Consider the following 24,257-nt stretch of genomic DNA (forward strand, 5'->3'; position numbering starts at 1 on the left):
CCGTGTTGAACGACGACGACCGCCGCTTGACGCCGTGCACGACATAGCCCTTCTCGAGCAGAAGCTCCGAGAGATACGCCCCGTCCTGACCCGTCGCGCCGGTGATCAGCGCCGTCTTGCCCGTATGTGAAACCATGAACTCTGTCGCCGCCCCGTAAAAGTTGAGCCGTCACTCGATGTGCCGATGAGCCCGCACGCCCATACGCTTTCACCAAGTTATGAAGGTTTTATGTGGCAGTGCAACATAAATGTGCAGCCGCACATTCACCGCCCCTGCCGGCGATAATCACCCTGTCGAAGCCTACATATGCCGTGCCGAAGGCCGGCACCAGCAACGCATGGTTCCAGCGCGCCGCCCCGGAACAGCCCCCGCCGGATAGAGCATCAATCACCCGACGGCGCCGCCACAACGACGCAAAATACTATTCCGCCGCGGCCTCGAGGACGTCGCCGGTATCGTCGACGCCACGGCCGACCGACGTGTAGCTGAAACCATGGCGCGCCGCGTCTTCGCGACTGTAGACGTTGCGAAGGTCGACAAGAACCGGCGTCTCCATCGCCGACTTCAGCCGGCCGAGATCGAGCGCCCGGAACTGGTCCCATTCGGTCACCAACACCAGCGCATTCGCGCCGGCCGCCGCGTCATAGGGGCTCGCGGCATACGTGACGCGTTCGTCGAGAAGGGGCTTCGCCGCTTCCATGCCGACCGGGTCATGCGCCACGATCCGCGCCCCGGCATCCTGCAGGGCTTGGATGATTGCCAGCGACGGCGCCTCGCGCATGTCGTCCGTCCGCGGCTTGAAGGTCAGCCCCAGCACAGCAATCAGCTTGCCGCGCACGTCGCCGCCGCAGGCCTGGATCACCTTGCGGGCCATTGCGCGCTTGCGCTGGTCGTTGATCGCTACGGTCGTCTCGATCAGCCGGATCGGACTGCCGTGATCCTGCGCCGTCTTGACCAGCGCCAGCGTGTCCTTCGGGAAGCAGGAACCGCCATAGCCGGGACCGGCATGAAGGAATTTCGAGCCAATGCGGTTGTCGAGACCTATCCCGCGCGACACCGCCTGCACATCCGCCCCGACCTGCTCGCAAAGATCGGCGACCTCGTTGATGAAAGTGATCTTCATCGCGAGGAAGGCATTCGCCGCATATTTGATCAGCTCGGACGAGCGGCGAGAGGTGAAGACGATCGGCGAGTAATTGAGATACAGCGGCCTGTAGACCTCTACCATCGGCTCGCGCGCCCGTTCGTCCTCGAGGCCCACGACGATTCGGTCCGGCTTCTTGAAGTCGGCGATCGCCGCGCCTTCGCGCAGGAATTCCGGGTTTGAAACCACCGCGACATCGGCCGCAGGGTTGGTCTCGCGGATGATTCGCTCCACTTCATCGCCCGTCCCCACCGGGACGGTCGACTTTGTGACGACGACAGTGAAGCCCGTGACCGCAGCGGCGATCTCGCGTGCCACCGCATATACATAGGAAAGGTCGGCATGGCCATCGCCGCGCCGCGACGGCGTCCCGACTGCGATGAACACAACATCGGCGTCGCCGACCGGACCGGCAAACTCGGTCGTGAACGACAGCCGACCCGCTTTCACGTTCTCTGCAACAAGTTCGTCGAGTCCCGGCTCGTAGATCGGGATCTGACCCTGCTCGAGTGCCGCGATCTTTTTCACATCCTTGTCGATGCAGACCACGCTGTGGCCGAAATCGGCAAAGCAGGCTCCCGAGACGAGGCCAACATAGCCAGAACCAATCATCGCAATTTTCACGGGCGCACCACGCTGCTGTTCATGGGAGGCCTAAATTCAAGTTGCAGATTGCCGTTTCTGACCGACGTCTGCGGCTCAATATCTACAATGACGCCGGATGATAGTGCAATGCAAAGCTGGATGATAGTGCAATGCATAACACTCTATCGCGCTGCACAATTTTTGCCGCTGCGCCCATTTTTCCCATGCCAAATGGACGAACACGCGGGTAGAGCGGTCGGAAAGGCGCCATGCCGACAAGCCGAGCGCGGTATGTCGCTGCGGCCGAAAGCGGTCGGTTGGAGAATGTGACGCCCTTCGGGCATAGGTTGCGAGCCTCCCGCCGGCCTGATCGGCCCAGACGCCGCAATGAGCGCGATGAGACTCAATCCGGGCTTATGAGCGCTGCTTCTTGTTGGCCCAATGGGGCTTGCCGGCACCACCCGGACGCGAGCGGTTCGACTTCGGGGCCGGCCGCGCCGCGGCCGGCGCCTCAGCCGGCTCGATACGGATCTCTTCCTCGCCGCCACGACGAATCGCGATAGCAAATCGTTCCGCCGCCTCGGCGGTGATCTCGAATTTGCTGTCGCGCTCAAAAATCTTGATCGCGCCGATCTCGTTCTTTGTAACGTGGCCGCGCCGGCAGATCAGCGGCAGCAGCCATTTCGGATCGGCGTTCTTGGTCTTGCCGACCGAAAGGCGGAACCAGACCATGGGCTTGTCGGAATTGCTGAACGGGCGTTCCGAGACGCTTCCCGCGTCGTCGCGCGGGGAATCACGGAAGGGGCGCTCGCCGCCCTTACCGTCTTCGCGCTCGCGACGCTGCGGTCGCTCGCGGGCATCGTTGCGACCAGCGCGGGCCGGGCGTTCGTCCGACGACGGACCGGGATCGAAGAGCTCCTCGGGCTCGGGAAGGCGTGTGCGATGCAGACGGATCAGAGCCGCGGCCACGGCCTCGGCGCCGATGCGCTCGATCAGGGTCTGCACGATCGGCAGTTCGTCGGCCGTCGGCGCCTCCGTCGAAACGAAACTCTCGATCAGACGCTCGCGGTCCTTGGCGCGGATTTCGTCAGCTGAAGGGGCGGATGTCCAATAGGCATCGACGCCGGCACCCTTGATGAGGCGGATCGCCTTGCTGCGCGCCGTGTAGGGAACGAGCAGGGCGCTGATACCCTTGCGACCGGCGCGGCCGGTGCGGCCGCTGCGATGCAGCATTACCGCCGGGCCGGTCGGCAGATCCGCATGAATAACGAGGCCGAGATCCGGCAGGTCGAGGCCACGTGCGGCGACGTCGGTGGCGACACAGACGCGGGCGCGGCCATCGCGAAGTGCTTGTAGCGCCTGCATGCGCTCGCCCTGGCTCAGTTCGCCTGAGAGCGCCACGGCGGCAAAGCCGCGCTCGACAAGGGCGGCATGGAGATGGCGGACCGCCTCGCGCGTCGAGCAGAAGACGAGCGTCGCGCCGACGTCGAAATAGCGGAGCGTGTTGACCACAGCCATTTCGATCTCGTTCGGCGCCACGCGAAGCGCGCGATATTCGATATCTCCATGCGGCTGGTTCTGCACGATCGTATCGATCCGCATGGCATCGCGCTGATATTGGCGTGCGAGACGGACGATTTCGCGCGGCAGCGTCGCGGAGAACAGCAGCGTGCGTCGCTCCTTCGGCGCGGCGTCGAGGATCAGTTCGAGATCTTCGCGAAAGCCGAGATCGAGCATCTCATCGGCCTCGTCCAGCACCACGACCTTCAGTGCCGAAATATCGAGGCGGCCGCGCTCCAGATGGTCGCGCAGGCGGCCAGGCGTCCCGACGACGATATGGGCGCCATCGGCCAGAGCGCGCTGTTCGCGCCGGATGTCCATGCCGCCGACGCAGGTGGCGATACGCGCGCCAGTCGCAGCGTAGAGCCAGGCCAGTTCCGCCTGCACCTGCTGGGCCAGCTCGCGGGTCGGTGCGATGATGAGGGCGAGCGGCAGCTCAGCCCGGTCGAATCGCGTGGCTTCGCCGAGAATGGTCGTCGCCATGGTCAGACCATAGGCCACCGTCTTGCCGGACCCGGTCTGGGCCGAGACGAGCAGGTCGCTCTCGCCGACTTCCGTGCCGACAACGGCCGATTGGACAGCGGTCAGGCTCGTATAGCCCCGCTCGGCGAGCGCCGCGGCGAGGGCGGGATGGCGGATAATCGGAGCGGTGACGGCAGATGCGGCTTCAGAAGTCATGGCGGATATGAAGGCTTTCGGATCGAGCAACCGGTGCCGGACGCCCCTGCGCCCGAGCCCGGACGGCGTCCGGTGGGTTCGTCATAGTGCGATGCGGCAGCGCAGTCCATCGTCGTGAGTGGCCCGCCGGTTCGGAAACGCCGCGTTAATCGTCTTCGTCCATGATCCACTTACCATGTTGCATCGCATCGACACCCCATGATGACCACGCGCCAGCGCCGCAATTCCCACTATAGCAAGCTGCTGCTGCCCCTGGGGGCAATCGCGGTGATGGCCTATTTCGGCTATCACTCGTTCAATGGCGACTATGGCATCTGGTCTCGCGACCGCATGCGCCGCGAGGCGATCGGACTCGAGGCGGAACTCGCGAGCCTCAAGGCCGAGCGGCTCGCCTTGCAGGAGCGGGCCAAGCTCCTTCGCCCGGAAAGTCTCGATCCCGACATGATCGACGAGCGGGCGCGGCGTAATCTCAATGTGCTTAAGTCGGACGAGCTCGTGATTGATCTTGCTGCGGCGCGGCAGGCCAAGGCACAGTGAATTCTGCGCTGCGAGACGATTAACCGAAAATCAGTTCATACGACATTTAGGCAACGAAGTCATGTAGTTGGCGCATGGCTCCGATGCTTGCCATGCATCTTGGATTGCGTGCGGCCTTCGGATAACGTCTGGCCCATTAAGTTTGGGAAACGCTCCGGAGACGTAAGGTATGGCCGTAGCCAAATCGCAGGTCAGCAGCAAGGCTGCGACGACCGACGGACGCAAGCCGGCGGCGAGGGCAGCTAAAGCTGCAAGCGCGCGCACGGCTGGCGCCAAGCCGTCGATCGCCGAATTCTCGCGCGACGAGGAACTCGCCGCCTATCGCGAGATGCTGCTGATCCGCCGATTCGAGGAGAAGGCCGGCCAGATGTACGGCATGGGCCTCATCCATGGGTTCTGCCATCTTTATATCGGCCAGGAGGCGGTCGTGGTGGGCATGCAGATGGCCATCCGCACCGGCGAAGACCAGGTGATCACGGGTTACCGTGATCATGGCCACATGCTGGCGACCGGCATGGACGCCAAGGGCGTGATGGCCGAGCTGACCGGACGGCGCGACGGCTATTCGCGCGGCAAGGGCGGCTCGATGCACATGTTTTCCATCGAGAAGCAGTTCTTCGGCGGTCACGGCATCGTCGGTGCGCAGGTCTCGCTCGGAACTGGCCTTGCCTTTGCCAATCGCTATCGCAAGAACGACCGCGTCTCGCTGACCTATTTCGGCGACGGCGCCGCCAACCAGGGCCAGGTTTACGAGAGTTTCAACATGGCCGAGCTGTGGAAGTTGCCGGTCATCTATATCATCGAGAACAATCGCTACGCGATGGGCACCTCGGTCAGCCGCTCTTCGGCGCAGACCGATTTCTCGAAGCGCGGGCTTTCCTTCAACATCCCCGGCGAGCAGGTCGATGGCATGGATGTGCGCGCTGTGCGCGCCGCCGGCGAGCGGGCTGTGGAATGGTGCCGCGCGGGCAAGGGTCCCTACATCCTCGAGATGCAGACCTATCGCTATCGCGGCCACTCGATGTCCGATCCGGCCAAGTACCGGTCTAAGGACGAAGTGCAGAAGATGCGCACCGAGCACGATCCGATCGAGCAGGTGCGCCTGCGCCTGATCGACAAGGGCTGGGCGAGCGAGGACGATCTCAAGAAGGTCGATGCCGAGGTGCGCGATATCGTCAATGAAGCGGCGGATTTCGCCCAGAACAGTCCCGAGCCGGATGCTTCCGAGCTCTGGACCGATATTCTCAAGTAGGGCGAGGGACAGTCATGCCGATCGAAATTCTGATGCCGGCGCTGTCGCCGACCATGGAGGAGGGCACGCTCTCCAAATGGCTCAAGAAGGAAGGTGACAGCGTCAAGTCCGGCGACGTCATCGCCGAAATCGAGACCGACAAGGCCACGATGGAAGTCGAGGCCATCGACGACGGCAAGATCGGCAAGCTGCTGATCCCCGAGGGCTCGCAGAACGTCAAGGTCAATACGCCGATCGCCGTTTTGCTGGCCGATGGCGAGGACGCCTCTGCCGCTTCGGCGGCCCCGGCCAAGGACGAACATGGCGTGCCCGAGGCTGCAAAGAATGGCAGCGGAGAGGCGGGCTCTGCCCCAGCCGCCAGTGCCGGCGCAGCACCCGCAGCTCCGGCTGCAATCAAGACAGAGATTGCCAACGATCCCGACATTCCCGCCGGCACCGAATTCGTCACCATGACGGTGCGAGAGGCGCTTCGCGACGCGATGGCGGAAGAGATGCGCCGCGACGCAGACGTCTTCGTCATCGGCGAGGAAGTCGCGGAATATCAGGGTGCCTACAAGATCACGCAGGGCCTGCTGCAGGAGTTCGGTGCCGATCGCGTGATCGATACGCCGATCACCGAGCATGGCTTTGCGGGCCTTGCCACGGGCGCTGCGCTCGCCGGGTTGAAGCCGATCGTCGAGTTCATGACGTTCAATTTTGCCATGCAGGCGATCGACCAGATCATCAACTCGGCCGCAAAGACGCTCTACATGTCGGGCGGCCAGCTTGGCGCCTCGATCGTGTTCCGCGGCCCGAACGGCGCCGCCTCGCGCGTCGGCGCGCAGCACAGCCAGGACTATTCGGCCTGGTACAGCCAGATCCCGGGTCTGAAGGTCGTCGTGCCCTATACGGCCGCCGACGCCAAGGGCCTCTTGAAAGCGGCGATCCGCGATCCGAACCCGGTCGTGTTCCTCGAGAACGAAATGGTCTACGGCCATTCCTTCGAGGTGCCGAAGCTCGATGATTTCGTGCTGCCGATCGGCAAGGCGCGTATCCACAAGGCCGGCAAGGATGTCACGATCGTCTCGTTCGGCATTGGGATGAGCTATGCGATCAAGGCCGCCGAGCAACTCGCAGCCGAGGGGATCGACGCCGAGGTCATCGATCTGCGCACGCTGCGTCCGCTCGACATCGACACGGTGATCGCCTCGGTCAAGAAGACCGGCCGCTGCGTCACTGTCGAGGAAGGTTGGCCGCAGAATTCGGTCGGCTCGGAAATCGCCTCGCAGCTCATGGAGAAGGCGTTCGACTATCTCGATGCGCCGGTGCTCAAGGTCACGGGCAAGGACGTCCCGATGCCCTACGCCGCCAATCTCGAGAAGCTCGCGCTGCCGAATGTCGGCGAAGTGATCGCGGCGGTCAAAGCCGTCACGTATCGCTAGGGGGAAGCGGCCATGCCGATCAATATCCTGATGCCTGCGCTTTCGCCGACCATGGAGGAGGGCAACCTCTCCAAGTGGAACGTGAAGGAAGGCGATAAGGTCAAGTCCGGTGACGTGATCGCCGAGATCGAGACCGACAAGGCGACGATGGAAGTTGAATCCATCGACGAGGGCACGGTCGGCAAGATCGTGGTTGCCGAGGGCACGCAGGGCGTGAAGGTCAACGCGCTGATCGCGGTCCTGCTCGCTGATGGCGAGGATTCGTCGGCCATCGGGCGTGCTCCGGCGCCCGAAGCGAAGGCCGAGGCCAAGCCTGAGGCCGCGCCGACGCCGGCCGCCGTTCCAGCTGCAACACCGGCTCCCGCCGCGCCAGCGGCAGCAGCGGCGCCGGCCGCTGCCGGCGACCGCGTCTTCGCCTCGCCGCTCGCCCGCCGCATCGCGAAGGAGGCCGGGCTCGACATCGCGAAGATCGCCGGCACTGGCCCGCATGGCCGCGTGATCCAGGCCGATGTCGAGGCGGCCAAGTCTGGCGCGCCGGCGAAGGCAGCCCCGACTTCGGCACCGCAAGCGGCCGCCGCGCCTGCCCCTGCTCCGGTCCCGGCTGGCGCGTCCGATGCGCAGGTGCTGAAGCTCTTCGCTGAGGGCTCCTACGATCTCGTTCCGCATGACAACATGCGCAAGACGATCGCGCGGCGCCTTTCGGAATCGAAGCAGACCGTCCCGCATTTTTACCTGACGATCGACACCGATCTCGATGCGCTGTTGGCGCTGCGCGAGCAGATCAACGGTGCCGCGCCGAAGGACAAGGACGGCAATCCAGCCTACAAGATCTCCGTCAACGACATGATCATCAAGGCGATGGCCTTGTCGCTCAAAAAGGTTCCTGCCGCCAACGCGTCCTGGACCGGCGACAACATGATCCTGCACAAGGTGGTCGATGTCGGCGTCGCCGTTTCGATCCCCGGCGGGTTGATTACGCCTATCGTCCGCAATGCCGACCAGAAGACGCTGTCCGCGATCTCGAACGAGATGAAGGACCTCGCCAAGCGTGCGCGCGATCGCAAGCTGAAGCCCGAGGAATATCAGGGCGGCACGACTGCGGTCTCCAATCTCGGCATGTTCGGTGTCAAGGACTTCGCCGCGATCATCAGCCCGCCGCATGCGACGATCCTGGCCGTCGGTGCCGGCATCCCGAAGCCGGTGGTTAAGGGTGGCGAGATCAAGATCGCGACGGTGATGTCGGTGACGCTCTCGACCGATCACCGCGTCGTCGACGGCGCGCTTGGCGCGGAATTGATGCAGGCCTTCCGCGGCTATATCGAGAAGCCGATGGGAATGCTGGTCTGACCGGCCCGGCCGGCTGCCTTGATCCCGATCAAGGACGCCGGCCGCCCGATCGGCAAGTGAGAGCGCGTCTGAACACCCAAGGAGAGACGCCATGGCCCATACGCCGCACGAGCTTGCCGAGGATTTCCCTGACGACCAGGACAAGATTGCCCGGCTGAAGGCCGAGGACGCGCATTTCGCGAAGCTGGTCGAGGCCTATCACGACGTCAATCGCGCCGTGCACCGGGCCGAGACCGATGTGGAGCCGACCGACGACGCCCACATGACGGACCTGCGCAAGCGCAGGATGCAGTTGAAGGATGAGATTGCCGGACGGCTCAGGGCGTGAGCGGGCAGGGCGGACCTTCAGGCCCGCCCGCCTGCCGCCTCAGGCGGTCCGGACCACAACCATGACGCCGGCCCTCGCAGATGGTCCGGTGGAAGCGGCGAAGGGGATGGGCCGATGGCCAACAGCTACGACGTGATCATCATCGGTTCCGGTCCTGGCGGCTATGTCGCCGCGATCCGGGCTGCGCAGCTCGGGCTGAAGACGGCGGTCGTCGAGAGCAAGCATCTCGGCGGAATCTGTTTGAACTGGGGCTGCATTCCGACCAAGGCGCTGCTGCGCTCTGCCGAGGTGTTCCATTACATGGAGCATGCCGGCGACTACGGCCTTTCGGCCGACAAGGTCGGCGCCGATGTCGCCGCGATTACCAAACGCTCGCGCGGCGTTGCCAGCCAGCTCAACCAGGGCGTTACCGGCCTTTTGAAGAAGAACAAGGTCGATGTGATCTGGGGCGTCGCTGAGATTGCCGCGCCCGGCAAGGTGACCGTCAAGCCGGCTCCGGCCGAGGCCTATGGCAAGCCCAACACGCCGCCCAAGGGCGCGCTCGGCGCGGGCGACTACGAGGGGAAATCGATCATCGTTGCGACCGGCGCCCGGCCGCGCGCCTTGCCCGGCATCGAGCCCGACGGCAAGCTGATCCTGACCTATTTCGAGGCGATGGTGCCCGAGACGCTGCCGAAAAAGCTGCTCGTCATGGGCTCCGGCGCGATCGGGATCGAATTTGCTTCGTTCTACCGGACGCTTGGTTCGGAAGTCACGGTCGTTGAGGTGCTGCCGCAGATCCTCCCAGTCGAAGATGAGGAGATCGCAGCACATGCCCGCAAGCGCCTGGAAAAGCAGGGCTTCCGCATCCTGACCGGTGCCAAGGTGACCAAGGTCGTCAAGGGCGCGTCGTCGATCACCGCGACGGTGGATCTCGGCGACGGCAAGAGCGAAGAGATTACCGCCGACAAGATGATCTCAGCAGTTGGCGTCGTCGGCAACATTGAAGGCCTCGGCCTCGAAAAGCTCGGCGTAAAGACGGATCGCGGCTGCGTCGTCACCGATGGCCTTGGCCGGACCAATGTGCCGGGCATCTTCGCGATCGGCGACGTGGCGGGTCCGCCGATGCTCGCGCACAAGGCCGAGCATGAGGGCGTGATCTGCGTCGAAGGCATCGCCGGCCAGCATCCGCATCCGATGGACAAAGCCAAGATCCCGGGCTGCACCTACTGCAATCCGCAGGTCGCCTCGGTCGGCCTCACTGAGAAGAAGGCGCGCGAGGCGGGCTATGACATCCGCGTCGGCAAGTTCCCGTTCATCGGCAACGGCAAGGCTATCGCGCTCGGCGAGCCCGAGGGCCTCGTCAAGACGATCTTCGACAAGAAGACCGGCCAGTTGCTCGGCGCCCACATGGTCGGCGCGGAAGTGACCGAACTGATCCAGGGCTTCGTCATCGCCATGAATCTCGAGACGACGGAAGAGGACCTGATCCATTCCGTCTTCCCGCATCCGACTCTCTCCGAGACGATGCACGAAAGCGTCATGGCCGCCTATGGCAGGGCGATCCATATCTGATCGACGACGGCGATCGGTCGTCCGACTGCCGGAATGAAGGTCCGTCGACCACCGCCTCGCGCATGATCGCCATGCGTGAGGCGATCTGGCGCAGGCGGTGCAAAGCCTCCATATTGGGGGCGTAGTGGGAGGAGAGAGGTCGGATATGACGGGTGTTGGCATCTTCGCGACGATCATTATTGGCATCCTTGCCGGCTGGATCGCCTCGCGTACGCTCGGTCGCAGTCACGGGCTAATCATCAACCTGATCGTCGGCCTCATCGGCTCGTGGATTGGCGCGATCCTCGTTTCGACGTTCAATCTCGATCCGCAGCCGGGCTTCATTTCGAGCCTTGTCGTCTCGACGGTCGGCGCGATCGTGCTTCTCTTCCTGCTCGGCCTCTTCCGCGGCCGCTGAATTCCGGAGACCTCATGGTCGTCGTTCTCGATACGGTCAACGCCAAGCTCTCCGAGGCCAAGGACCGCCGTCCGCGTCACCCTGAAAAGGTGAACCGGCCGGAGACGCCGCTGTTGCGCAAGCCGGACTGGATCCGCGTCAAGGCGCCTGGCTCGCCGGTCTATCGCGAGACGCAGGACATCGTGAAGAAGAACGGCCTCGTCACCGTGTGTGAGGAAGCCGGCTGCCCGAACATCGGCGAGTGCTGGTCGAAGAAGCACGCGACCTTCATGATCATGGGCGACACCTGCACGAGGGCCTGCGCCTTCTGCAATGTGCGCACCGGCATGCCGGAGGCACTTGATCGCGCCGAGCCGCAAAAGGTCGCCGAAGCGGTGGCGAAGCTCGGCCTCGAGCATGTCGTGATCACGTCGGTCGATCGCGACGATCTCGACGATGGCGGCGCACAGCATTTCGCCGAGGTCATCCTGGCGATCCGCGCCGCGGCGCCCGGCACGACGATCGAGATTCTGACGCCCGATTTCCTTCGCAAGCCGGGTGCGCTCGAAATAGTCGTCGCGGCAAAGCCCGACGTCTTCAACCACAATCTCGAAACCGTGCCGTCGAAATATCTGAAGGTGCGTCCCGGCGCCCGCTACTTTCATTCGCTGCGCCTGCTGCAGCGGGTGAAGGAACTCGATCCCGGCATGTTCACCAAGTCCGGCATCATGGTTGGGCTCGGCGAGGAGCGGAACGAGATCCTGCAGCTCATGGATGATCTTCGCGTTGCGGATGTGGATTTCCTTACGGTCGGGCAATATCTGCAACCAAGCCGCAAGCATCATCCGGTGATCCGCTTCGTCACGCCGGACGAGTTCAAGTCGTTCGAGACGATTGGCTATGCCAAGGGCTTCCTGATGGTGTCATCCAGCCCGCTGACCCGCTCGTCGCATCACGCCGGCGAGGATTTTGCCCGCCTGCGCGCGGCGCGGCAGGCGCTGCCGCGCGGCTGAGGATCGGATGCCCCATTTCGACACCGAGCGGACCGTCGCGCATTCGGCCGAGGCGATGTTCGCGCTCGTCGCGGATGTCGACAAATATCCCGAGTTCGTCCCGCTCTGCGAAAAGCTGACGGTGCGCGGCCGGCAATCGTCCGGGACGCGCGACGTGCTGATCGCCGACATGACCGTCGCCTACAAGATCGTTCGCGAGACCTTCACCACCAAGGTCGTGCTCGACGAGGCCGCCCGGACGATCCGGGCCGATTATCTCGACGGCCCGTTCAAGCATCTCGAGAATATCTGGACCTTCACGCCCATCGACGATGGCCACTGTAAGATCCGCTTCTCGATCGACTACGAATTCCGCTCGCGGACGCTGTCGATGCTGATGGGAACGGTCTTCGACAAGGCCTTCCGCAAGTTCGCCGACGCCTTCGAAAAGCGAGCCGATGCGGTCTACGGGAAGACCGTCTGACCAGCGCGTCAGCTCCCCACCAATGCCATGAGCATCGCCAGCGCGCGTTCCACCGTTGCGAAGCGAACGCCGGAGCGGTCGCGGTCTTCGAAGACATGCGCCTCGTGAACCGCCTGGCCGCCGCGGCGCATCGCGGCGAAATGGACGAGGCCGACGGGTTTTTCTGGTGAACCGCCGCCGGGGCCCGCAATTCCCGTCACTGCGACCGCAAGGTCTGCGTCGGACTTCGCCAAGGCGCCGACGACCATCGCCAGCGCCACTTCGCGGCTGACCGCGCCGACACGATCGATCAGGGCGGCGGGCACAGCAATCATCGCCGTCTTTGCGGCATTCGAATAAGTGACGAAGCCGCGATCGACGACAGCCGATGAGCCGGCGACCTCGGTGAGCGCGCCTGCAATCAGTCCGCCCGTACAGGATTCGGCCGTTGCGATCGTGAGACCCTTGTCGGCGCAAAGACGGATCAGGGTGCTGGCGGCCGGCAGGAGCGGGGAGAGGTCGGTCATCACGAGGCCTCGAAGGGCAGGCGGATGGTTGCCGTGCCAATGGCCGCGATGCCCTCGCCGCGGCCGACAAAGCCAAGCTTCTCGTTGGTCGTCGCCTTGACGCCGACCCGGTCTACGGAAATGCCGGCGATCTCGGCAATCCGTACGCGCATGGCGTCGCGATGCGGCCCGATTTTTGGGGCCTCCGCGACGATGGCGAGATCGAGATGCACGACCGTGCCCCTGCGCTGCCGGACGCGATCAACCGCATAGGCGAGGAACCGATCGGACGAGGCGCCGCGCCATTGCGGGTCGGAGGGCGGAAAATGCGAGCCGATATCGCCGTCGGCGAGCGCGCCCAGCAATGCGTCGGTCAGCGCATGTAGCGCGACATCGGCGTCGGAGTGGCCGGCGAGGGTCTGATGATGCGGGATCTTGATGCCGCCAAGCCAGACGCCGTCGCCCTCCGTGAAGGGGTGCACGTCATAACCCGTGCCGACGCGCGTCTCGCCATGCAGCATCAGGGTCTCGGCCGCCAGCCGCGCATCGGCCATCTCGATATCCTCCGGGCTGGTCAGCTTTATGTTGGTGCGCGCGCCTGTAACGAGCTTCACCGGAAGTCCCGCCCATTCGGCCAGCGCCGCGTCGTCCGTCGCTTCAATTCGGGCCTCGGAAGCGCGGCGATGGGCATCGAGAATGGTCGTGAACCGGAAGCCTTGCGGTGTCTCAGCGGCGAAGAGGTTTTCGCGCGGCACCGTATCGCCGACAAAACCGCTCTCATCGGCCCGTTTCAGCGTGTCTGTAACCGGCGAGGCGGCAAGGACGGCGTCATGCGCCTCGAGCGCGTCGATTACGCGCGAGATGAGCGCGGGCGAGGCAAACGGGCGGACGGCATCGTGGATGAGTACGGCGTCGGGCGCGAGCGGTGCCAGCGCCTCCAGGCCGAGACGGACCGAGGCCTGACGCGTTGCGCCGCCAGCGACGGCCGGCAGGAGCCCCGGTGCGTCACGGACGGCCGCCCCGTAGAGCGCGGCGTCATTGGGATGGATGACGACGGCAACCGCGCTGATATCAGGATGATCGAGAAAGAGGCGGACCGTGCGGGCGAGAATGGCCTCGCCACCGATCGAGCGATACTGCTTGGGGAGGCCGCCGCCAGCCCGCACCCCGCGCCCGGCCGCGACGATCAGCGCGACAATCAGCGGTTGGTTGGCGGCAGGCGACATGGCACATGTTCCGGACTTGGCCGTCGGGCGAAATCAGATCGCCGGGGCCCTTTCTTGGAGGCTTTGCGGCATGGATCGGAGATTTCCTCCTGCCGTGCAACAAGTCTCTTGCCGCCGCTCAATCCCTGACTAATATGTGGGCAGAGGGCACAGTGCCTATTCGGTAGTCAATTGATTGAAATCTCTACCTCTTTGCGGCGGTTGGCCGATCCGATGGCGATCGGCGATGTCACCATCGCCAATCGCGTCCTGCTTGCGCCGATGTCCGGCGTCTCCGATCGACCGTTCCGGCGCGTTGTCGCGGCGCAAGGCGCCGGGCTTGTGGTCTCCGAGATGGTGGCGAGCGAGGAGCTTGCCGGCGGCAATCCCGAATCGGTTCTGCGCGCCGAGGCGACGGGCAACGCGCTCCATGTCGTCCAGCTCGCCGGCCGCGAGCCGCACTGGATGGCGGAAGGCGCCCGCGCAGCGGCAGAAGCCGGCGCGGATATCATCGACATCAATATGGGCTGTCCGGCGAAGCGCGTGACGACGGGCTATTCCGGATCGGCGCTGATGCGCGATCTTGATCACGCGCTGACGCTGATCGAAGCGACGGTGGCGGCAAGCCCGGTTCCGGTGACGCTGAAGATGCGGCTCGGGTGGGACGAGCGAACCATCAACGCGCCCGAGCTCGCGCGTCGTGCCGAGGCCGCGGGCATCGCCATGGTCACGGTCCACGGACGCACGCGCTGCCAGTTCTACAAGGGCGAGGCGGATTGGGCGGCGATTGCTGCGGTCAAGCAGGCTGTCTCGATCCCGCTCATCGCCAATGGCGACATTCGGACGATCACAGAGGCCGAGACGGCGCTTCGCCTCTCCGGCGCGGACGGCATCATGATCGGTCGCGGCGCCTATGGCCAGCCGTGGCTGCCGGGGGCGATCGCCGCCTATTGCCGCGACGGCGTGATGCCAGTGGCGCCGGCGGGCGAGGCGCTCGTTGATCTTCTCGTCGCGCAATATGAGGAAATGCTGATGGTCTACGGCCCGATCATGGGGGTCCGTAACGCCCGCAAGCATCTTGGCTGGACCATGGAGGCGCTGGATCCCGGCGCGGTCGATCCCGCGATCCGCCAGGCAATCATGACGGAAAACCATCCCGCGCGTGTCATCGCGCTGCTGCGCTCGCATCTATCGAGCGTCCCGGAGCGGAGAGCCGCATGACCCCGCCTCCAGATACACGGGTTCGCAAGCAGGTGGACAATGCCGCCGCCCTGCTGCTCGACGCGCTGCCGCACCCGGTCCTGCTCATCGATCCTGAAGGTCATGTCACCGAGGCCAACGGCGCGGCACAGGACTTCTTCCAGGTGTCGGTGGCAATGCTGCGCCGGCAGCCGATGACCAATTTTGTGCCGTTCGGCAGCCCGCTTCTCGCGCTGATCGATCAGGTGCGCATGCGCGGCGCAGCGGTGAACGAATACCGGGTCGATGTCGGCACGCCGCGCAATGGCAGCGAGCGGATCGTCGACATCTATGCCTCGCCGATCCTGGAGCAGCCGCAGCATGTCGTGGTGATGCTGCAGGAGCGGACCATGGCGGAGAAGATCGACCGCCAGCTGACGCATCGCGGGGCGGCACGCTCGGTCACGGGGCTTGCCGCCATGCTGGCGCACGAGATCAAGAACCCGCTTTCGGGAATTCGCGGCGCTGCCCAGCTGCTCGAAACCTCGGTCGACGACAATGACAGGGCGCTGACGCGGCTCATCACCGACGAGGCCGACCGTATCGTCAAGCTGGTCGACCGCATGGAGGTCTTCTCCGACGAGCGTCCGATCGAGCGCGATCCGGTCAACATTCATGTCGTGCTCGAACATGTGAAGCGGCTGGCGCAGTCCGGTTTTGCCCGTCACATCCGCATCGTCGAGGAATATGATCCCTCGCTACCGCCGGTCTATGCCAATCGCGACCAGCTCATCCAGGTGTTCCTGAACCTCGTCAAGAACGCCGCCGAGGCGATTGGCGACGACGCCGATGGCGAGATCATGCTGACGACGGCCTTCCGGCCGGGCATTCGCCTTTCGGTTCCAGGTTCTGCCAACCGCGTGACGCTGCCGCTTGAATTCGCGGTTCGCGACAATGGCGGCGGCGTGCCGGCCGAGATCCTGCCGCATCTGTTCGATCCGTTCGTGACCACCAAGACAAACGGCACGGGCCTCGGCCTTGCGCTGGTCGCCAAGATCATCGGCGACCATGGCGGCGTGATCGAATGCGAATCGCAACAGAACCGGACCATTTTCCGCGTGCTGATGCCGGCCTTCCCCGGCGCCATGCCGCCAGACAAGGATGACTGAGATGCCGATCGGCAACATTCTCGTAGCCGATGACGATGCGGCGATCCGCACAGTCCTCAACCAGGCGCTCTCGCGCGCCGGCTATGAAGTCCGCCTGACCTCGAATGCTGCGACGCTGTGGCGTTGGGTCAGCCAGGGCGAGGGTGACCTTGTCATTACCGACGTCATCATGCCGGACGAGAACGCCTTCGATCTGCTGCCGCGCATCAAGCGCGCTAGGCCGGAGCTGCCGGTCATCGTCATGAGCGCGCAGAACACCTTCATGACGGCGATCCGCGCCTCGGAGAAGGGCGCCTACGAGTATCTGCCGAAGCCGTTCGATCTCAAGGAACTGATCTCGATCGTCGGCCGAGCGCTGTCGGAGCCGAAGCAGCGCCGGCAGGACCAGCGCGTCGACGAGGGCAGCGAGAACATCCCGCTGGTCGGCCGCTCGCCGGCGATGCAGGACATCTACCGCGTGCTGGCGCGTCTGATGCAGACCGATCTCACGGTGATGATCTCGGGCGAATCCGGCACCGGCAAGGAGCTGGTCGCGCGGGCGCTGCATGATTACGGCAAGCGCCGCACCGGGCCTTTCGTCGCGATCAACATGGCCGCCATTCCCCGCGATCTGATCGAGAGCGAGCTGTTCGGACATGAGAAGGGCGCCTTTACGGGCGCGCAGGCACGCTCCGCCGGCCGCTTCGAACAGGCGGAGGGCGGCACGCTGTTCCTCGACGAAATCGGCGACATGCCGATGGAGGCGCAGACCCGGCTACTGCGCGTCTTGCAGCAGGGCGAATATACGACGGTCGGCGGGCGTACCCCGATCAAGACCGATGTCCGCATCATCGCCGCGACCAATAAGGATCTCCGCATCCTCATCAATCAGGGCCTTTTCCGCGAGGACCTGTTTTTCCGCCTGAACGTGGTGCCGATCCGCCTGCCCGGACTCCGCGAGCGCTCGGAGGACATTCCCGATCTGGTGCGCCATTTCTTCACGCTCGTCGAAAAAGAAGGCCTGCCGCACAAGCAGATCGAGCCGGCGGCAGTTGAGCGACTGAAGCGCTATCGCTGGCCGGGCAATGTGCGCGAGCTGGAAAACCTGATCCGCCGTCTCGCCGCGCTCTATCCGCAGGATACGATCACCGAGAACATCATCGAGGCCGAGCTCGACCAGCCTGTAATAAACCTGCAGGCGCCGGAAACGGCGATGGACGATACGCTCTCGGGATCGATGGAGCGTCACCTTTCGGCCTATTTCCAGGGTTTCGGTGACAATCTTCCCCCGCCCGGCCTCTATCACCGCATCCTGCGCGAGGTCGAGTATCCGCTGATTTCGACGGCGCTGGCCGCGACGCGCGGCAACCAGATCAAGGCGGCCGAGCTGCTTGGCGTCAATCGCAACACGCTGAGAAAGAAGATCCGCGATCTCGATGTCCAGGTGATCCGCTCGTCGCGATAGCGTGCGGCGGCTGTTGCCGCTTCGCCACAATGCTGTTGCAATTCGGTCTCAGTGTCCGGTGTATGTCACGAATCGGACACATCATCCTGAGCCCCAGATCCTTTGCAGCGCGGTCGCTTTCGTGAGCGCCACCGCAGAAATGCCGATGACGTCGCGTGTCGAACGGCCAAGCCGCCGGCGCGTGACGATGCGCGGCGCCGGCTACGTGACCGTCGTTCTGGCGCTCACCAGCGCTTGCACGACCTTCTTCGTGCTGATGGGGCTGACGCCGATCCAGCCGACCGATTCGGTCGTGTTCTGGGCGCTCGCTATCAATGGCTTCCTGACCTTCCTGCTGGTCGCCGAAACCGCGGTCGAGGTGGCGATGCTGATCCGCGCCCGTCGACGGGGCAGGGCGGCGGCGCGCCTGCATATCCGCATCGTCGCGCTGTTCAGCATCGTCGCGGTCGTTCCCGCCATCCTGATGGCGATCATCGCCAGCATCACGCTCAATCGCGGGCTCGATCACTGGTTCTCGGAGCGGACCCGCGCGATTGTCGACACCTCGTTGTCGATCGCACAGGCCTATGCCGAGGAGCATGCCCGGACCTTGAAGGTCGATATTCTCGGCCTCAAGGGCGATTTCGAGCGGGCGCAGACGTTGCTCGCCCGGGATCCCGACCAGTTCCAGAATTTCATGAACTCGATCGCGGCGCTGCGCGGCATTCCAGGCGTCTACCTCGTCAAGCCTGACGGCTCGATGATCGCGCAGGCCGAGTTCCAGTTTTCGAGCAATTTCCCGCCACCACCACTTGATGCTGTCAACCGCGCCAAGCAGAGCGGAGCGGAGCCCGTGCTTATTTCGCCCGGCGCAACCAACGCCGTCGGCGCCGTGGTCAAGCTCGAGAACTACAAGGACGTCTTCCTCTATATCGCTCGCGATATCGACCCAAAGGTCATCCGCTACATCGCGCAGACGAGCGCCAGCGTCGACGAATACAAAAATCTCGCGGCGACGCGCCTCGGCGTGCAGATCGCCTTCGCCGTGCTTTATCTCGGTCTCGCGCTCGTGCTGCTGCTTTCGGCGATCTGGCTCGGCATCGGCTTCGCCAACCGGCTCGTCGCGCCGATCAGAACGCTGATCGACGCGGCCGATGAGATCGGTCAGGGCAATCTCGACGTCACCGTGCCGTTCAAATCGTCGGACGGTGACCTCGGCGCGCTGGGCGCGACCTTCAACACCATGACGGCCGAGTTGCGCAGCCAGCGCTCCGAACTGGTGGCGGCCAGCGAGCAGATCGACTCGCGACGGCGGTTTTCCGAGGCGGTGCTGGCTGGTGTCAGCGCCGGCGTCATCGGCACCGACGCGCGCGGCATCGTCACGATCGCCAATCGCGGCGCGATGCGCTTTCTCGGCGCCAATGCCGGCTCGATCGTCGGGCGTCCGATCGTGGAGGTCGCGCCGGAGCTGATGAATGCTGTCGAGGCCGCGTTCGGAGATCATTTCCGCCTTGAGCATCGCGACCAGATTTCGCTGATGCGCGAGGGTCGTGATCGCACGATCAATGTGCGGGTGACGACCGAGGAGGCGGGGCCGGAGCAGCGCGGCTATGTCATCACGCTCGACGACATCACCGACCTCGTCGCGGCGCAGCGTAGTTCCGCCTGGGCCGATATTGCGCGTCGTATCGCGCATGAAATCAAGAATCCGCTGACGCCGATCCAGCTTTCGGCCGAACGGCTGAAGCGCCGCTTCGGCAAGCTGATCGACGAAGGGCAGGGCCGCGACGTCTTCGACCAGTGCACGGATACGATCATCCGGCAGGTCGGCGATATCGGCCGCATGGTCGATGAGTTCTCGTCATTCGCGCGCATGCCGAAGCCGACCTTCGAGGAGCGGAATATTGGCGAAGCGGCGCGCGAAGCGGTGTTCCTGATGGAGGTGGCGCATCCCGACATCGCCTTCGAGGTGGATCTGCCGGATCAGCCGATGATGGGTCGCTTCGACCCGCGCCTGATGTCGCAGGCGCTGACCAATATCGTGAAGAACGCGACCGAGGCGATTTCCGCGGTTCCGCCCGAGGAGAATGTCGCCCCCAAGATCACCGTTCGCGGCCGGGTCGAGGGCGATATGAACGTGGTCGAGGTGATCGATACCGGTATCGGGCTGCCGGTCGAAAATCGCCACCGCCTCCTCGAGCCCTATATGACGACGCGCGAGAAGGGCACCGGCCTCGGCCTCGCGATCGTCGGCAAGGTCATCGAGGAACATCACGGCCGCCTTGAACTGCTCGATTCGCCGGAGGTCGAGCATGGCGGGCGCGGCGCGATGATCCGCATCACGCTGCCTCGCTCTCACCTCGGCTCCCCGACGCCTGCACCTGCGGCGTCCGCCTTGCCGGCCCCCGTTTCACCCGAAGCCTGACGAAGACGGAAACCCATGCCTTCCGACATTCTCATCATTGACGACGAAGCCGATATCCGCGGTCTCGTTTCGGGCATCCTCGACGACGAGGGGCACGGCACGCGAACGGCCGGCGACACCGACAAAGCCTTGGCCGAGATCGCCATGCGGCGGCCGAACCTCATTTTCCTCGATATCTGGCTCACCGGCAGCCGGATCGACGGCTTGACGCTGCTCGACATGATCAAGGCGCAGCATCCCGATCTTCCGGTCGTGATGATCTCCGGCCACGGCAATATCGAAACCGCCGTGTCGGCCATCAAGCGCGGCGCCTATGACTATATCGAGAAGCCGTTCAAGGCCGACCGCCTTCTGCTGATCGCCGAGCGCGCGCTGGAGGCCTCGAAGCTGCGGCGCGAGGTGCGGGAACTCCGCGAGCGTGCCGGATCGGTCAATATGCTGATCGGTACCTCGATCGCGATGAACCATCTGCGCCAGACGATCGATCGCGTCGCTCCCACCAACAGCCGCATCATGATCTCCGGACCCTCGGGAGCCGGCAAGGAAACCGTCGCGCGGACGATCCATGATCTCTCCCATCGCGCCTCCGGGCCGTTCGTCGTCGTGAACGCAGCGACGATCACGCCTGACCGGATGGAACACGAGCTGTTCGGCACCGAGAATGCCAACGGCCCGCGCCAGATCGGGGCGCTGGAAGAGGCGCACGGCGGCACGCTCTATCTCGATGAAGTCGCCGACATGCCCCGGGAAACGCAGGGCAAGATCTTGCGCGTCCTGATCGACCAGAATTTTCTGCGCGTCGGTGGCACGACACGGGTCAATGTCGATGTGCGCATCATCTCGTCGACCGCGCGCGACCTGGAGCGGGAGATCCAGGAGGGCAGCTTCCGCGAGGATCTGTTCCATCGCCTCTCCGTCGTGCCGCTGCGCGTCCCGGCGCTCGCCGAGCGGCGCGACGACGTGCCGGCACTGGTGCAGCACTTCATCGACCTGATCTCGCACACGACCGGCCTGCCGGTGCGAAAGGTTGGCGAGGACGCGCTTGCGGTGCTGCAGGCGCATGACTGGCCGGGCAACATCCGGCAGCTGCGCAACAATATCGAGCGGCTGTTGATTCTCGCTCGCGGCGACGAAACCCAGATGATCACCGCTGACATGCTGCCGCCGGAAGTCGGAGAGATGCTGCCGACGACGCCGAACCGCGGCGGCGAGCATCTGATGTCGCTGCCGCTTCGCGATGCGCGGGAAATCTTCGAGCGCGAATATCTGACGGCCCAGGTCAACCGCTTCGGCGGCAATATCTCCCGCACGGCCGAATTTGTCGGGATGGAACGCTCGGCGCTTCATCGTAAGCTGAAATCGCTCGGCGTCGGCTGATCCGCCGCCATCATCCCTGTCGTCCGGATTATTTCCATGTCGCGTTTTGCCTATGTCAACGGCCGCTATGCCCGCCACGCCGATGCGGCCATCCATATCGAGGACCGCGGCTACCAGTTCGCCGATGGCGTCTATGAGGTCTGCGAAGTGCGCGGCGGCCGGCTGATCGACGAGCGGCTGCATATGGATCGGCTCGAACGCTCGCTCGGCGAGCTTCGCATCGCGATGCCGATGAGCCGTGCCGCGCTCGGCGCCGTGCTCCGCGAGACAGTCCGGCGCAATCTCGTCCGCGACGGCATGGTCTATCTGCAGGTTTCGCGTGGTGTCTCGCCCCGCAATCATCTGTTCCCGTCGGCAGATACGCTGCCGGCTGTCGTGGTCACGGCGAAGTCCGTGGCGCGGGCGTCAGGCGACAAGCGTGCCGAAGCCGGCGTCGCCGTCATCAGTGTCCCAGACAACCGCTGGGAACGCGTTGACATCAAGACGGTCTCTCTTCTGCCCAACGTCCTCGCCAAGCAGAAGGCCAAGGAGGCTGGCGCCTATGAGGCCTGGTTCGTCGACAAGGACGGCAATGTCACCGAGGGATCTTCCACCAATGCGTGGATCGTGACAGCCGACGGCGCACTGGTGACGCGGCCGGCAACGGTCGGAATCCTCAAGGGCATCACACGAACCGTCGTGTTCGAGCTTGCCGCACGGTCGGGCCTGCGCATCGAGGAGCGAGCATTCAGTCTCGACGAAGCCAAGGCCGCGCGCGAGGCCTTCATTACCGCGGCGACGACCGTGGTCATGCCCGTCGTGCGCATCGATGATCAGGCAATCGGCAATGGCACGCCCGGTTCGATCGCGACGTCGCTCCGCGAGCATTTCCATGAATTCGCCGAGGAGGCCGCGGCCTGGTCCAGGGGCTGAGCAATGCGGCGTTGCGGTATGATTGTGCGGACGCCACATTTGGGGCGTGACGGGCGGGCCCTAAGCGGGCAGACTGGTTAGCGGCCAACTGGCTATGGCCACGGGACACTGTCCCCAACCGGGACCGAAGTCCCCAACAACATCGAGGCGTGAGACAAAAGAATGGCGGACCGCGCACAAAACCTTCAGGATACGTTCCTGAACCATGTCCGAAAGAGCAAGACGCCCCTGACGATTTTCCTCGTCAACGGCGTTAAACTGCAGGGTATAGTTACCTGGTTCGATAATTTCTGCGTGCTTCTGCGCAGGGATGGCCACTCGCAGCTTGTCTATAAGCATGCGATCTCGACCATCATGCCGGGTGCACCTGTGCAACTCTTCGAGCCGGGCGACGAAGCCTGAGCGGGCCAAGGGCCCACGAGCGAGATCATTGACCGACGAGATCGAATTTCCTGACGATGCCGACGAGATTGCCGGCGTCAAAGACGAATCACCCGAGCGAGAACCCGACCGCACGGTGGTGCTGGTGCCCATTCGTTCGGCCCGTTCACGACGAGCCGCTGGCGAAGTGCCGAACCTTGCCCGCAGCGCCGAGGCGCGCGTCGACGAGGCGGTTGGACTGGCGCGGGCGATCTCGCTTGATGTCGTCGGCCAGATTGCCGTTCCCCTCTCGATGCCGCGACCGGCGACCTTGTTCGGCTCCGGCAAGGTCGAGGAAATCGCGGCTCTGGTTAAGGCGGAAGGCGCGGGCCTGGTCTTCGTCGACCATGCCCTGACGCCCGTGCAGCAGCGCAATCTCGAAACGGCCTGGAATGCCAAGGTCATCGACCGGACCGGCCTGATCCTCGAAATCTTCGGCGAGCGTGCGCAGACCCGTGAAGGTCGCCTGCAGGTCGAACTGGCGCATCTTAACTACCAGAAGAGCCGCCTCGTTCGAAGCTGGACGCACCTTGAACGCCAGCGTGGCGGCTTCGGCTTCCTCGGCGGCCCGGGTGAGACGCAGATCGAGGCTGACCGCCGCGCCTTGCAGGAGCGGATCGCGCGCATCGAGCATGAGCTCGAAACCGTGGTGCGAACCCGCCGCCTGCAGCGCGAGAACCGCCGCAAGGTGCCGCACCCGATCGTGGCGCTGGTCGGCTACACCAACGCCGGCAAGTCGACGCTGTTCAACACGCTGACAAATGCCGGCATCTTCGCCGAGAACCTGTTGTTCGCGACGCTGGATCCGACGCTGAGGCGGCTCAAGCTGCCGCATGGCACCGAAGTCATCCTGTCCGACACGGTGGGCTTCATTTCCGACCTACCGACCCATCTCGTCGCCGCATTCCGCGCGACGTTGGAAGAGGTGATCGAGGCGAGCCTCATCCTGCATGTTCGCGATATTGCCCATGAGGACAGCGACGCGCAGGCGAAAGACGTCGAGACCGTGCTCGGACAGCTTGGCATCGAGATCGGCAAGTCCGAGCGCATCATCGAGGTCTGGAACAAGATCGACCTGTTGCCGGAGGATGCGCGGCCGAGCGAGCAACTGAAGGCAGAGCCTGGCCGTCCCGCCGTGGTGCCAATTTCGGCGCTGACGGGCGAGGGGTTGCCGGCGCTTGTGCAACTGGTTGAAGACCGGCTCAACAAGGGCCGCGCGGCCTTCACCGTCGATTTGGCCGGCGCCGATCTCGCCAAGCTGCATCGCCTCTATGAACTCGGCGAGGTGATGTCACGCGAGGACGACGAGGACGGCACCACGCACGCCGTTCTCAGGGTTTCCGAGAAACACGAGACGGCGTTCCACACCGAGTTTCCCAAGGCGCGCCAGACGCATTGAGCGG

22 protein-coding genes are annotated in these 24,257 nt (G+C 64.4%); 17 read left to right on the forward strand and 5 right to left on the reverse strand.

The genetic code is table 11. The features are described from left to right. From BUB39_RS13510 to BUB39_RS13520, 3 genes are all read right to left on the reverse strand, one after another. On the reverse strand, positions 1-136 hold a 136-nt coding region (locus tag BUB39_RS13510; protein ID WP_139251473.1), incomplete at its 3' end, for a GDP-mannose 4,6-dehydratase. Between the two features lie 286 nt (positions 137-422). Beyond that, complete coding sequence (locus BUB39_RS13515; RefSeq protein WP_073054278.1) at positions 423-1,769, reverse strand: UDP-glucose dehydrogenase family protein; 1,347 nt, start codon at positions 1,767-1,769, stop codon at positions 423-425. A gap of 375 nt (positions 1,770-2,144) precedes the next feature. After that, positions 2,145-3,968: a DEAD/DEAH box helicase gene (locus BUB39_RS13520; protein WP_073054280.1), complete on the reverse strand. Its 1,824-nt coding sequence runs from the start codon at positions 3,966-3,968 to the stop codon at positions 2,145-2,147. Between the two features lie 198 nt (positions 3,969-4,166). Between BUB39_RS13520 and BUB39_RS13525 the strand changes: the two genes are divergently transcribed. The 9 genes from BUB39_RS13525 (at position 4,167) to BUB39_RS13565 (ending at position 12,259) form a co-directional block, all read left to right on the forward strand. After that, positions 4,167-4,505 carry an FtsB family cell division protein gene (locus BUB39_RS13525; RefSeq protein WP_244540249.1) on the forward strand — a complete coding sequence of 113 codons (339 nt, stop codon included), beginning with the start codon at positions 4,167-4,169 and terminating at the stop codon, positions 4,503-4,505. Between the two features lie 169 nt (positions 4,506-4,674). Continuing rightward, complete coding sequence (pdhA, locus tag BUB39_RS13530) at positions 4,675-5,757, forward strand: pyruvate dehydrogenase (acetyl-transferring) E1 component subunit alpha (RefSeq protein ID WP_073054282.1); 1,083 nt, start codon at positions 4,675-4,677, stop codon at positions 5,755-5,757. 14 nt (positions 5,758-5,771) lie between these two features. Then, the gene (locus BUB39_RS13535) at positions 5,772-7,178 is read left to right on the forward strand and encodes a pyruvate dehydrogenase complex E1 component subunit beta (RefSeq protein ID WP_073054284.1); all 1,407 of its coding nucleotides are present in this window, start codon (positions 5,772-5,774) and stop codon (positions 7,176-7,178) included. A gap of 12 nt (positions 7,179-7,190) precedes the next feature. Next, positions 7,191-8,525 carry a pyruvate dehydrogenase complex dihydrolipoamide acetyltransferase gene (locus tag BUB39_RS13540; RefSeq protein WP_073054286.1) on the forward strand — a complete coding sequence of 445 codons (1,335 nt, stop codon included), beginning with the start codon at positions 7,191-7,193 and terminating at the stop codon, positions 8,523-8,525. 91 nt (positions 8,526-8,616) lie between these two features. Next, positions 8,617-8,853, forward strand: a complete 237-nt coding sequence (locus BUB39_RS13545) for an HP1242/YdcH family protein (RefSeq protein ID WP_073054288.1) — start codon at positions 8,617-8,619, stop codon at positions 8,851-8,853. A 114-nt stretch (positions 8,854-8,967) separates the two neighbouring features. Further along, positions 8,968-10,407 carry a dihydrolipoyl dehydrogenase gene (gene lpdA / locus BUB39_RS13550; protein ID WP_073054290.1) on the forward strand — a complete coding sequence of 480 codons (1,440 nt, stop codon included), beginning with the start codon at positions 8,968-8,970 and terminating at the stop codon, positions 10,405-10,407. A gap of 145 nt (positions 10,408-10,552) precedes the next feature. Continuing rightward, entirely contained in the window at positions 10,553-10,804 is a 252-nt protein-coding gene (locus BUB39_RS13555) for a GlsB/YeaQ/YmgE family stress response membrane protein (RefSeq protein WP_073054292.1), read from the forward strand. Between the two features lie 14 nt (positions 10,805-10,818). After that, positions 10,819-11,796, forward strand: a complete 978-nt coding sequence (gene lipA, locus BUB39_RS13560) for a lipoyl synthase (RefSeq protein ID WP_073054294.1) — start codon at positions 10,819-10,821, stop codon at positions 11,794-11,796. A gap of 7 nt (positions 11,797-11,803) precedes the next feature. Then, positions 11,804-12,259 carry a type II toxin-antitoxin system RatA family toxin gene (locus BUB39_RS13565; RefSeq protein ID WP_073054297.1) on the forward strand — a complete coding sequence of 152 codons (456 nt, stop codon included), beginning with the start codon at positions 11,804-11,806 and terminating at the stop codon, positions 12,257-12,259. A gap of 8 nt (positions 12,260-12,267) precedes the next feature. On the opposite strand, the gene BUB39_RS13570 is transcribed toward BUB39_RS13565, so the two are convergent. Continuing rightward, positions 12,268-12,765, reverse strand: coding sequence for a CinA family protein (locus tag BUB39_RS13570; protein WP_073054299.1), 498 nt, complete (start codon positions 12,763-12,765; stop codon positions 12,268-12,270). After that, the gene (locus BUB39_RS13575; protein WP_073054301.1) at positions 12,765-13,970 is read right to left on the reverse strand and encodes a bifunctional 2-C-methyl-D-erythritol 4-phosphate cytidylyltransferase/2-C-methyl-D-erythritol 2,4-cyclodiphosphate synthase; all 1,206 of its coding nucleotides are present in this window, start codon (positions 13,968-13,970) and stop codon (positions 12,765-12,767) included. Before BUB39_RS13575 ends, BUB39_RS13570 begins: the two co-directional genes overlap by 1 nt. Before the next feature lie 213 nt (positions 13,971-14,183). On the opposite strand from BUB39_RS13575, the gene dusB reads away from it, so the two are divergent. From dusB to hflX, 8 genes are all read left to right on the forward strand, one after another. After that, a complete protein-coding gene (dusB, locus tag BUB39_RS13580) occupies positions 14,184-15,170 on the forward strand; it encodes a tRNA dihydrouridine synthase DusB (RefSeq protein WP_073055481.1) in 987 nt (328 codons plus the stop codon). After that, positions 15,167-16,297: a two-component system sensor histidine kinase NtrB gene (locus tag BUB39_RS13585; RefSeq protein ID WP_073054304.1), complete on the forward strand. Its 1,131-nt coding sequence runs from the start codon at positions 15,167-15,169 to the stop codon at positions 16,295-16,297. The genes dusB and BUB39_RS13585 overlap by 4 nt, the downstream gene beginning before the upstream one ends. Before the next feature lies 1 nt (position 16,298). Further along, entirely contained in the window at positions 16,299-17,741 is a 1,443-nt protein-coding gene (ntrC, locus tag BUB39_RS13590; protein WP_073054306.1) for a nitrogen regulation protein NR(I), read from the forward strand. A gap of 145 nt (positions 17,742-17,886) precedes the next feature. Then, the gene (locus BUB39_RS13595; protein ID WP_244540250.1) at positions 17,887-20,145 is read left to right on the forward strand and encodes a sensor histidine kinase NtrY-like; all 2,259 of its coding nucleotides are present in this window, start codon (positions 17,887-17,889) and stop codon (positions 20,143-20,145) included. A gap of 15 nt (positions 20,146-20,160) precedes the next feature. Beyond that, the gene (gene ntrX, locus BUB39_RS13600) at positions 20,161-21,522 is read left to right on the forward strand and encodes a nitrogen assimilation response regulator NtrX (protein WP_073054310.1); all 1,362 of its coding nucleotides are present in this window, start codon (positions 20,161-20,163) and stop codon (positions 21,520-21,522) included. A gap of 36 nt (positions 21,523-21,558) precedes the next feature. Beyond that, entirely contained in the window at positions 21,559-22,434 is an 876-nt protein-coding gene (locus BUB39_RS13605; RefSeq protein ID WP_073054312.1) for a D-amino-acid transaminase, read from the forward strand. A 162-nt stretch (positions 22,435-22,596) separates the two neighbouring features. Continuing rightward, entirely contained in the window at positions 22,597-22,836 is a 240-nt protein-coding gene (gene hfq / locus BUB39_RS13610; RefSeq protein WP_073054314.1) for an RNA chaperone Hfq, read from the forward strand. 28 nt (positions 22,837-22,864) lie between these two features. Beyond that, positions 22,865-24,253 (forward strand): GTPase HflX, encoded by a 1,389-nt coding sequence (gene hflX, locus BUB39_RS13615; protein ID WP_425292914.1) that lies wholly within the window; start codon positions 22,865-22,867, stop codon positions 24,251-24,253. Positions 24,254-24,257: the final 4 nt, after the last annotated feature.

Origin of the sequence: Kaistia soli DSM 19436 (genome assembly GCF_900129325.1) — a bacterium.
In the GTDB taxonomy this organism is placed as follows: domain Bacteria; phylum Pseudomonadota; class Alphaproteobacteria; order Rhizobiales; family Kaistiaceae; genus Kaistia; species Kaistia soli.

Coding starts and splice junctions, on each gene's coding strand:
- pdhA (WP_073054282.1), top strand. CDS start 4,675: ATGGCCGTAGCCAAATCGCAGGTCAGCAGCAAGGCTGCGACGACCGAC.
- ntrX (WP_073054310.1), top strand. CDS start 20,161: ATGCCTTCCGACATTCTCATCATTGACGACGAAGCCGATATCCGCGGT.
- BUB39_RS13535 (WP_073054284.1), top strand. CDS start 5,772: ATGCCGATCGAAATTCTGATGCCGGCGCTGTCGCCGACCATGGAGGAG.
- BUB39_RS13540 (WP_073054286.1), top strand. CDS start 7,191: ATGCCGATCAATATCCTGATGCCTGCGCTTTCGCCGACCATGGAGGAG.
- ntrC (WP_073054306.1), top strand. CDS start 16,299: ATGCCGATCGGCAACATTCTCGTAGCCGATGACGATGCGGCGATCCGC.
- BUB39_RS13595 (WP_244540250.1), top strand. CDS start 17,887: ATGACGTCGCGTGTCGAACGGCCAAGCCGCCGGCGCGTGACGATGCGC.
- lpdA (WP_073054290.1), top strand. CDS start 8,968: ATGGCCAACAGCTACGACGTGATCATCATCGGTTCCGGTCCTGGCGGC.
- BUB39_RS13585 (WP_073054304.1), top strand. CDS start 15,167: ATGACCCCGCCTCCAGATACACGGGTTCGCAAGCAGGTGGACAATGCC.
- BUB39_RS13565 (WP_073054297.1), top strand. CDS start 11,804: ATGCCCCATTTCGACACCGAGCGGACCGTCGCGCATTCGGCCGAGGCG.
- BUB39_RS13520 (WP_073054280.1), bottom strand. CDS start 3,968: ATGACTTCTGAAGCCGCATCTGCCGTCACCGCTCCGATTATCCGCCAT.
- BUB39_RS13545 (WP_073054288.1), top strand. CDS start 8,617: ATGGCCCATACGCCGCACGAGCTTGCCGAGGATTTCCCTGACGACCAG.
- lipA (WP_073054294.1), top strand. CDS start 10,819: ATGGTCGTCGTTCTCGATACGGTCAACGCCAAGCTCTCCGAGGCCAAG.
- dusB (WP_073055481.1), top strand. CDS start 14,184: ATGGCGATCGGCGATGTCACCATCGCCAATCGCGTCCTGCTTGCGCCG.
- BUB39_RS13570 (WP_073054299.1), bottom strand. CDS start 12,765: ATGACCGACCTCTCCCCGCTCCTGCCGGCCGCCAGCACCCTGATCCGT.
- BUB39_RS13525 (WP_244540249.1), top strand. CDS start 4,167: ATGATGACCACGCGCCAGCGCCGCAATTCCCACTATAGCAAGCTGCTG.
- BUB39_RS13575 (WP_073054301.1), bottom strand. CDS start 13,970: ATGTCGCCTGCCGCCAACCAACCGCTGATTGTCGCGCTGATCGTCGCG.
- hfq (WP_073054314.1), top strand. CDS start 22,597: ATGGCGGACCGCGCACAAAACCTTCAGGATACGTTCCTGAACCATGTC.
- BUB39_RS13555 (WP_073054292.1), top strand. CDS start 10,553: ATGACGGGTGTTGGCATCTTCGCGACGATCATTATTGGCATCCTTGCC.
- BUB39_RS13605 (WP_073054312.1), top strand. CDS start 21,559: ATGTCGCGTTTTGCCTATGTCAACGGCCGCTATGCCCGCCACGCCGAT.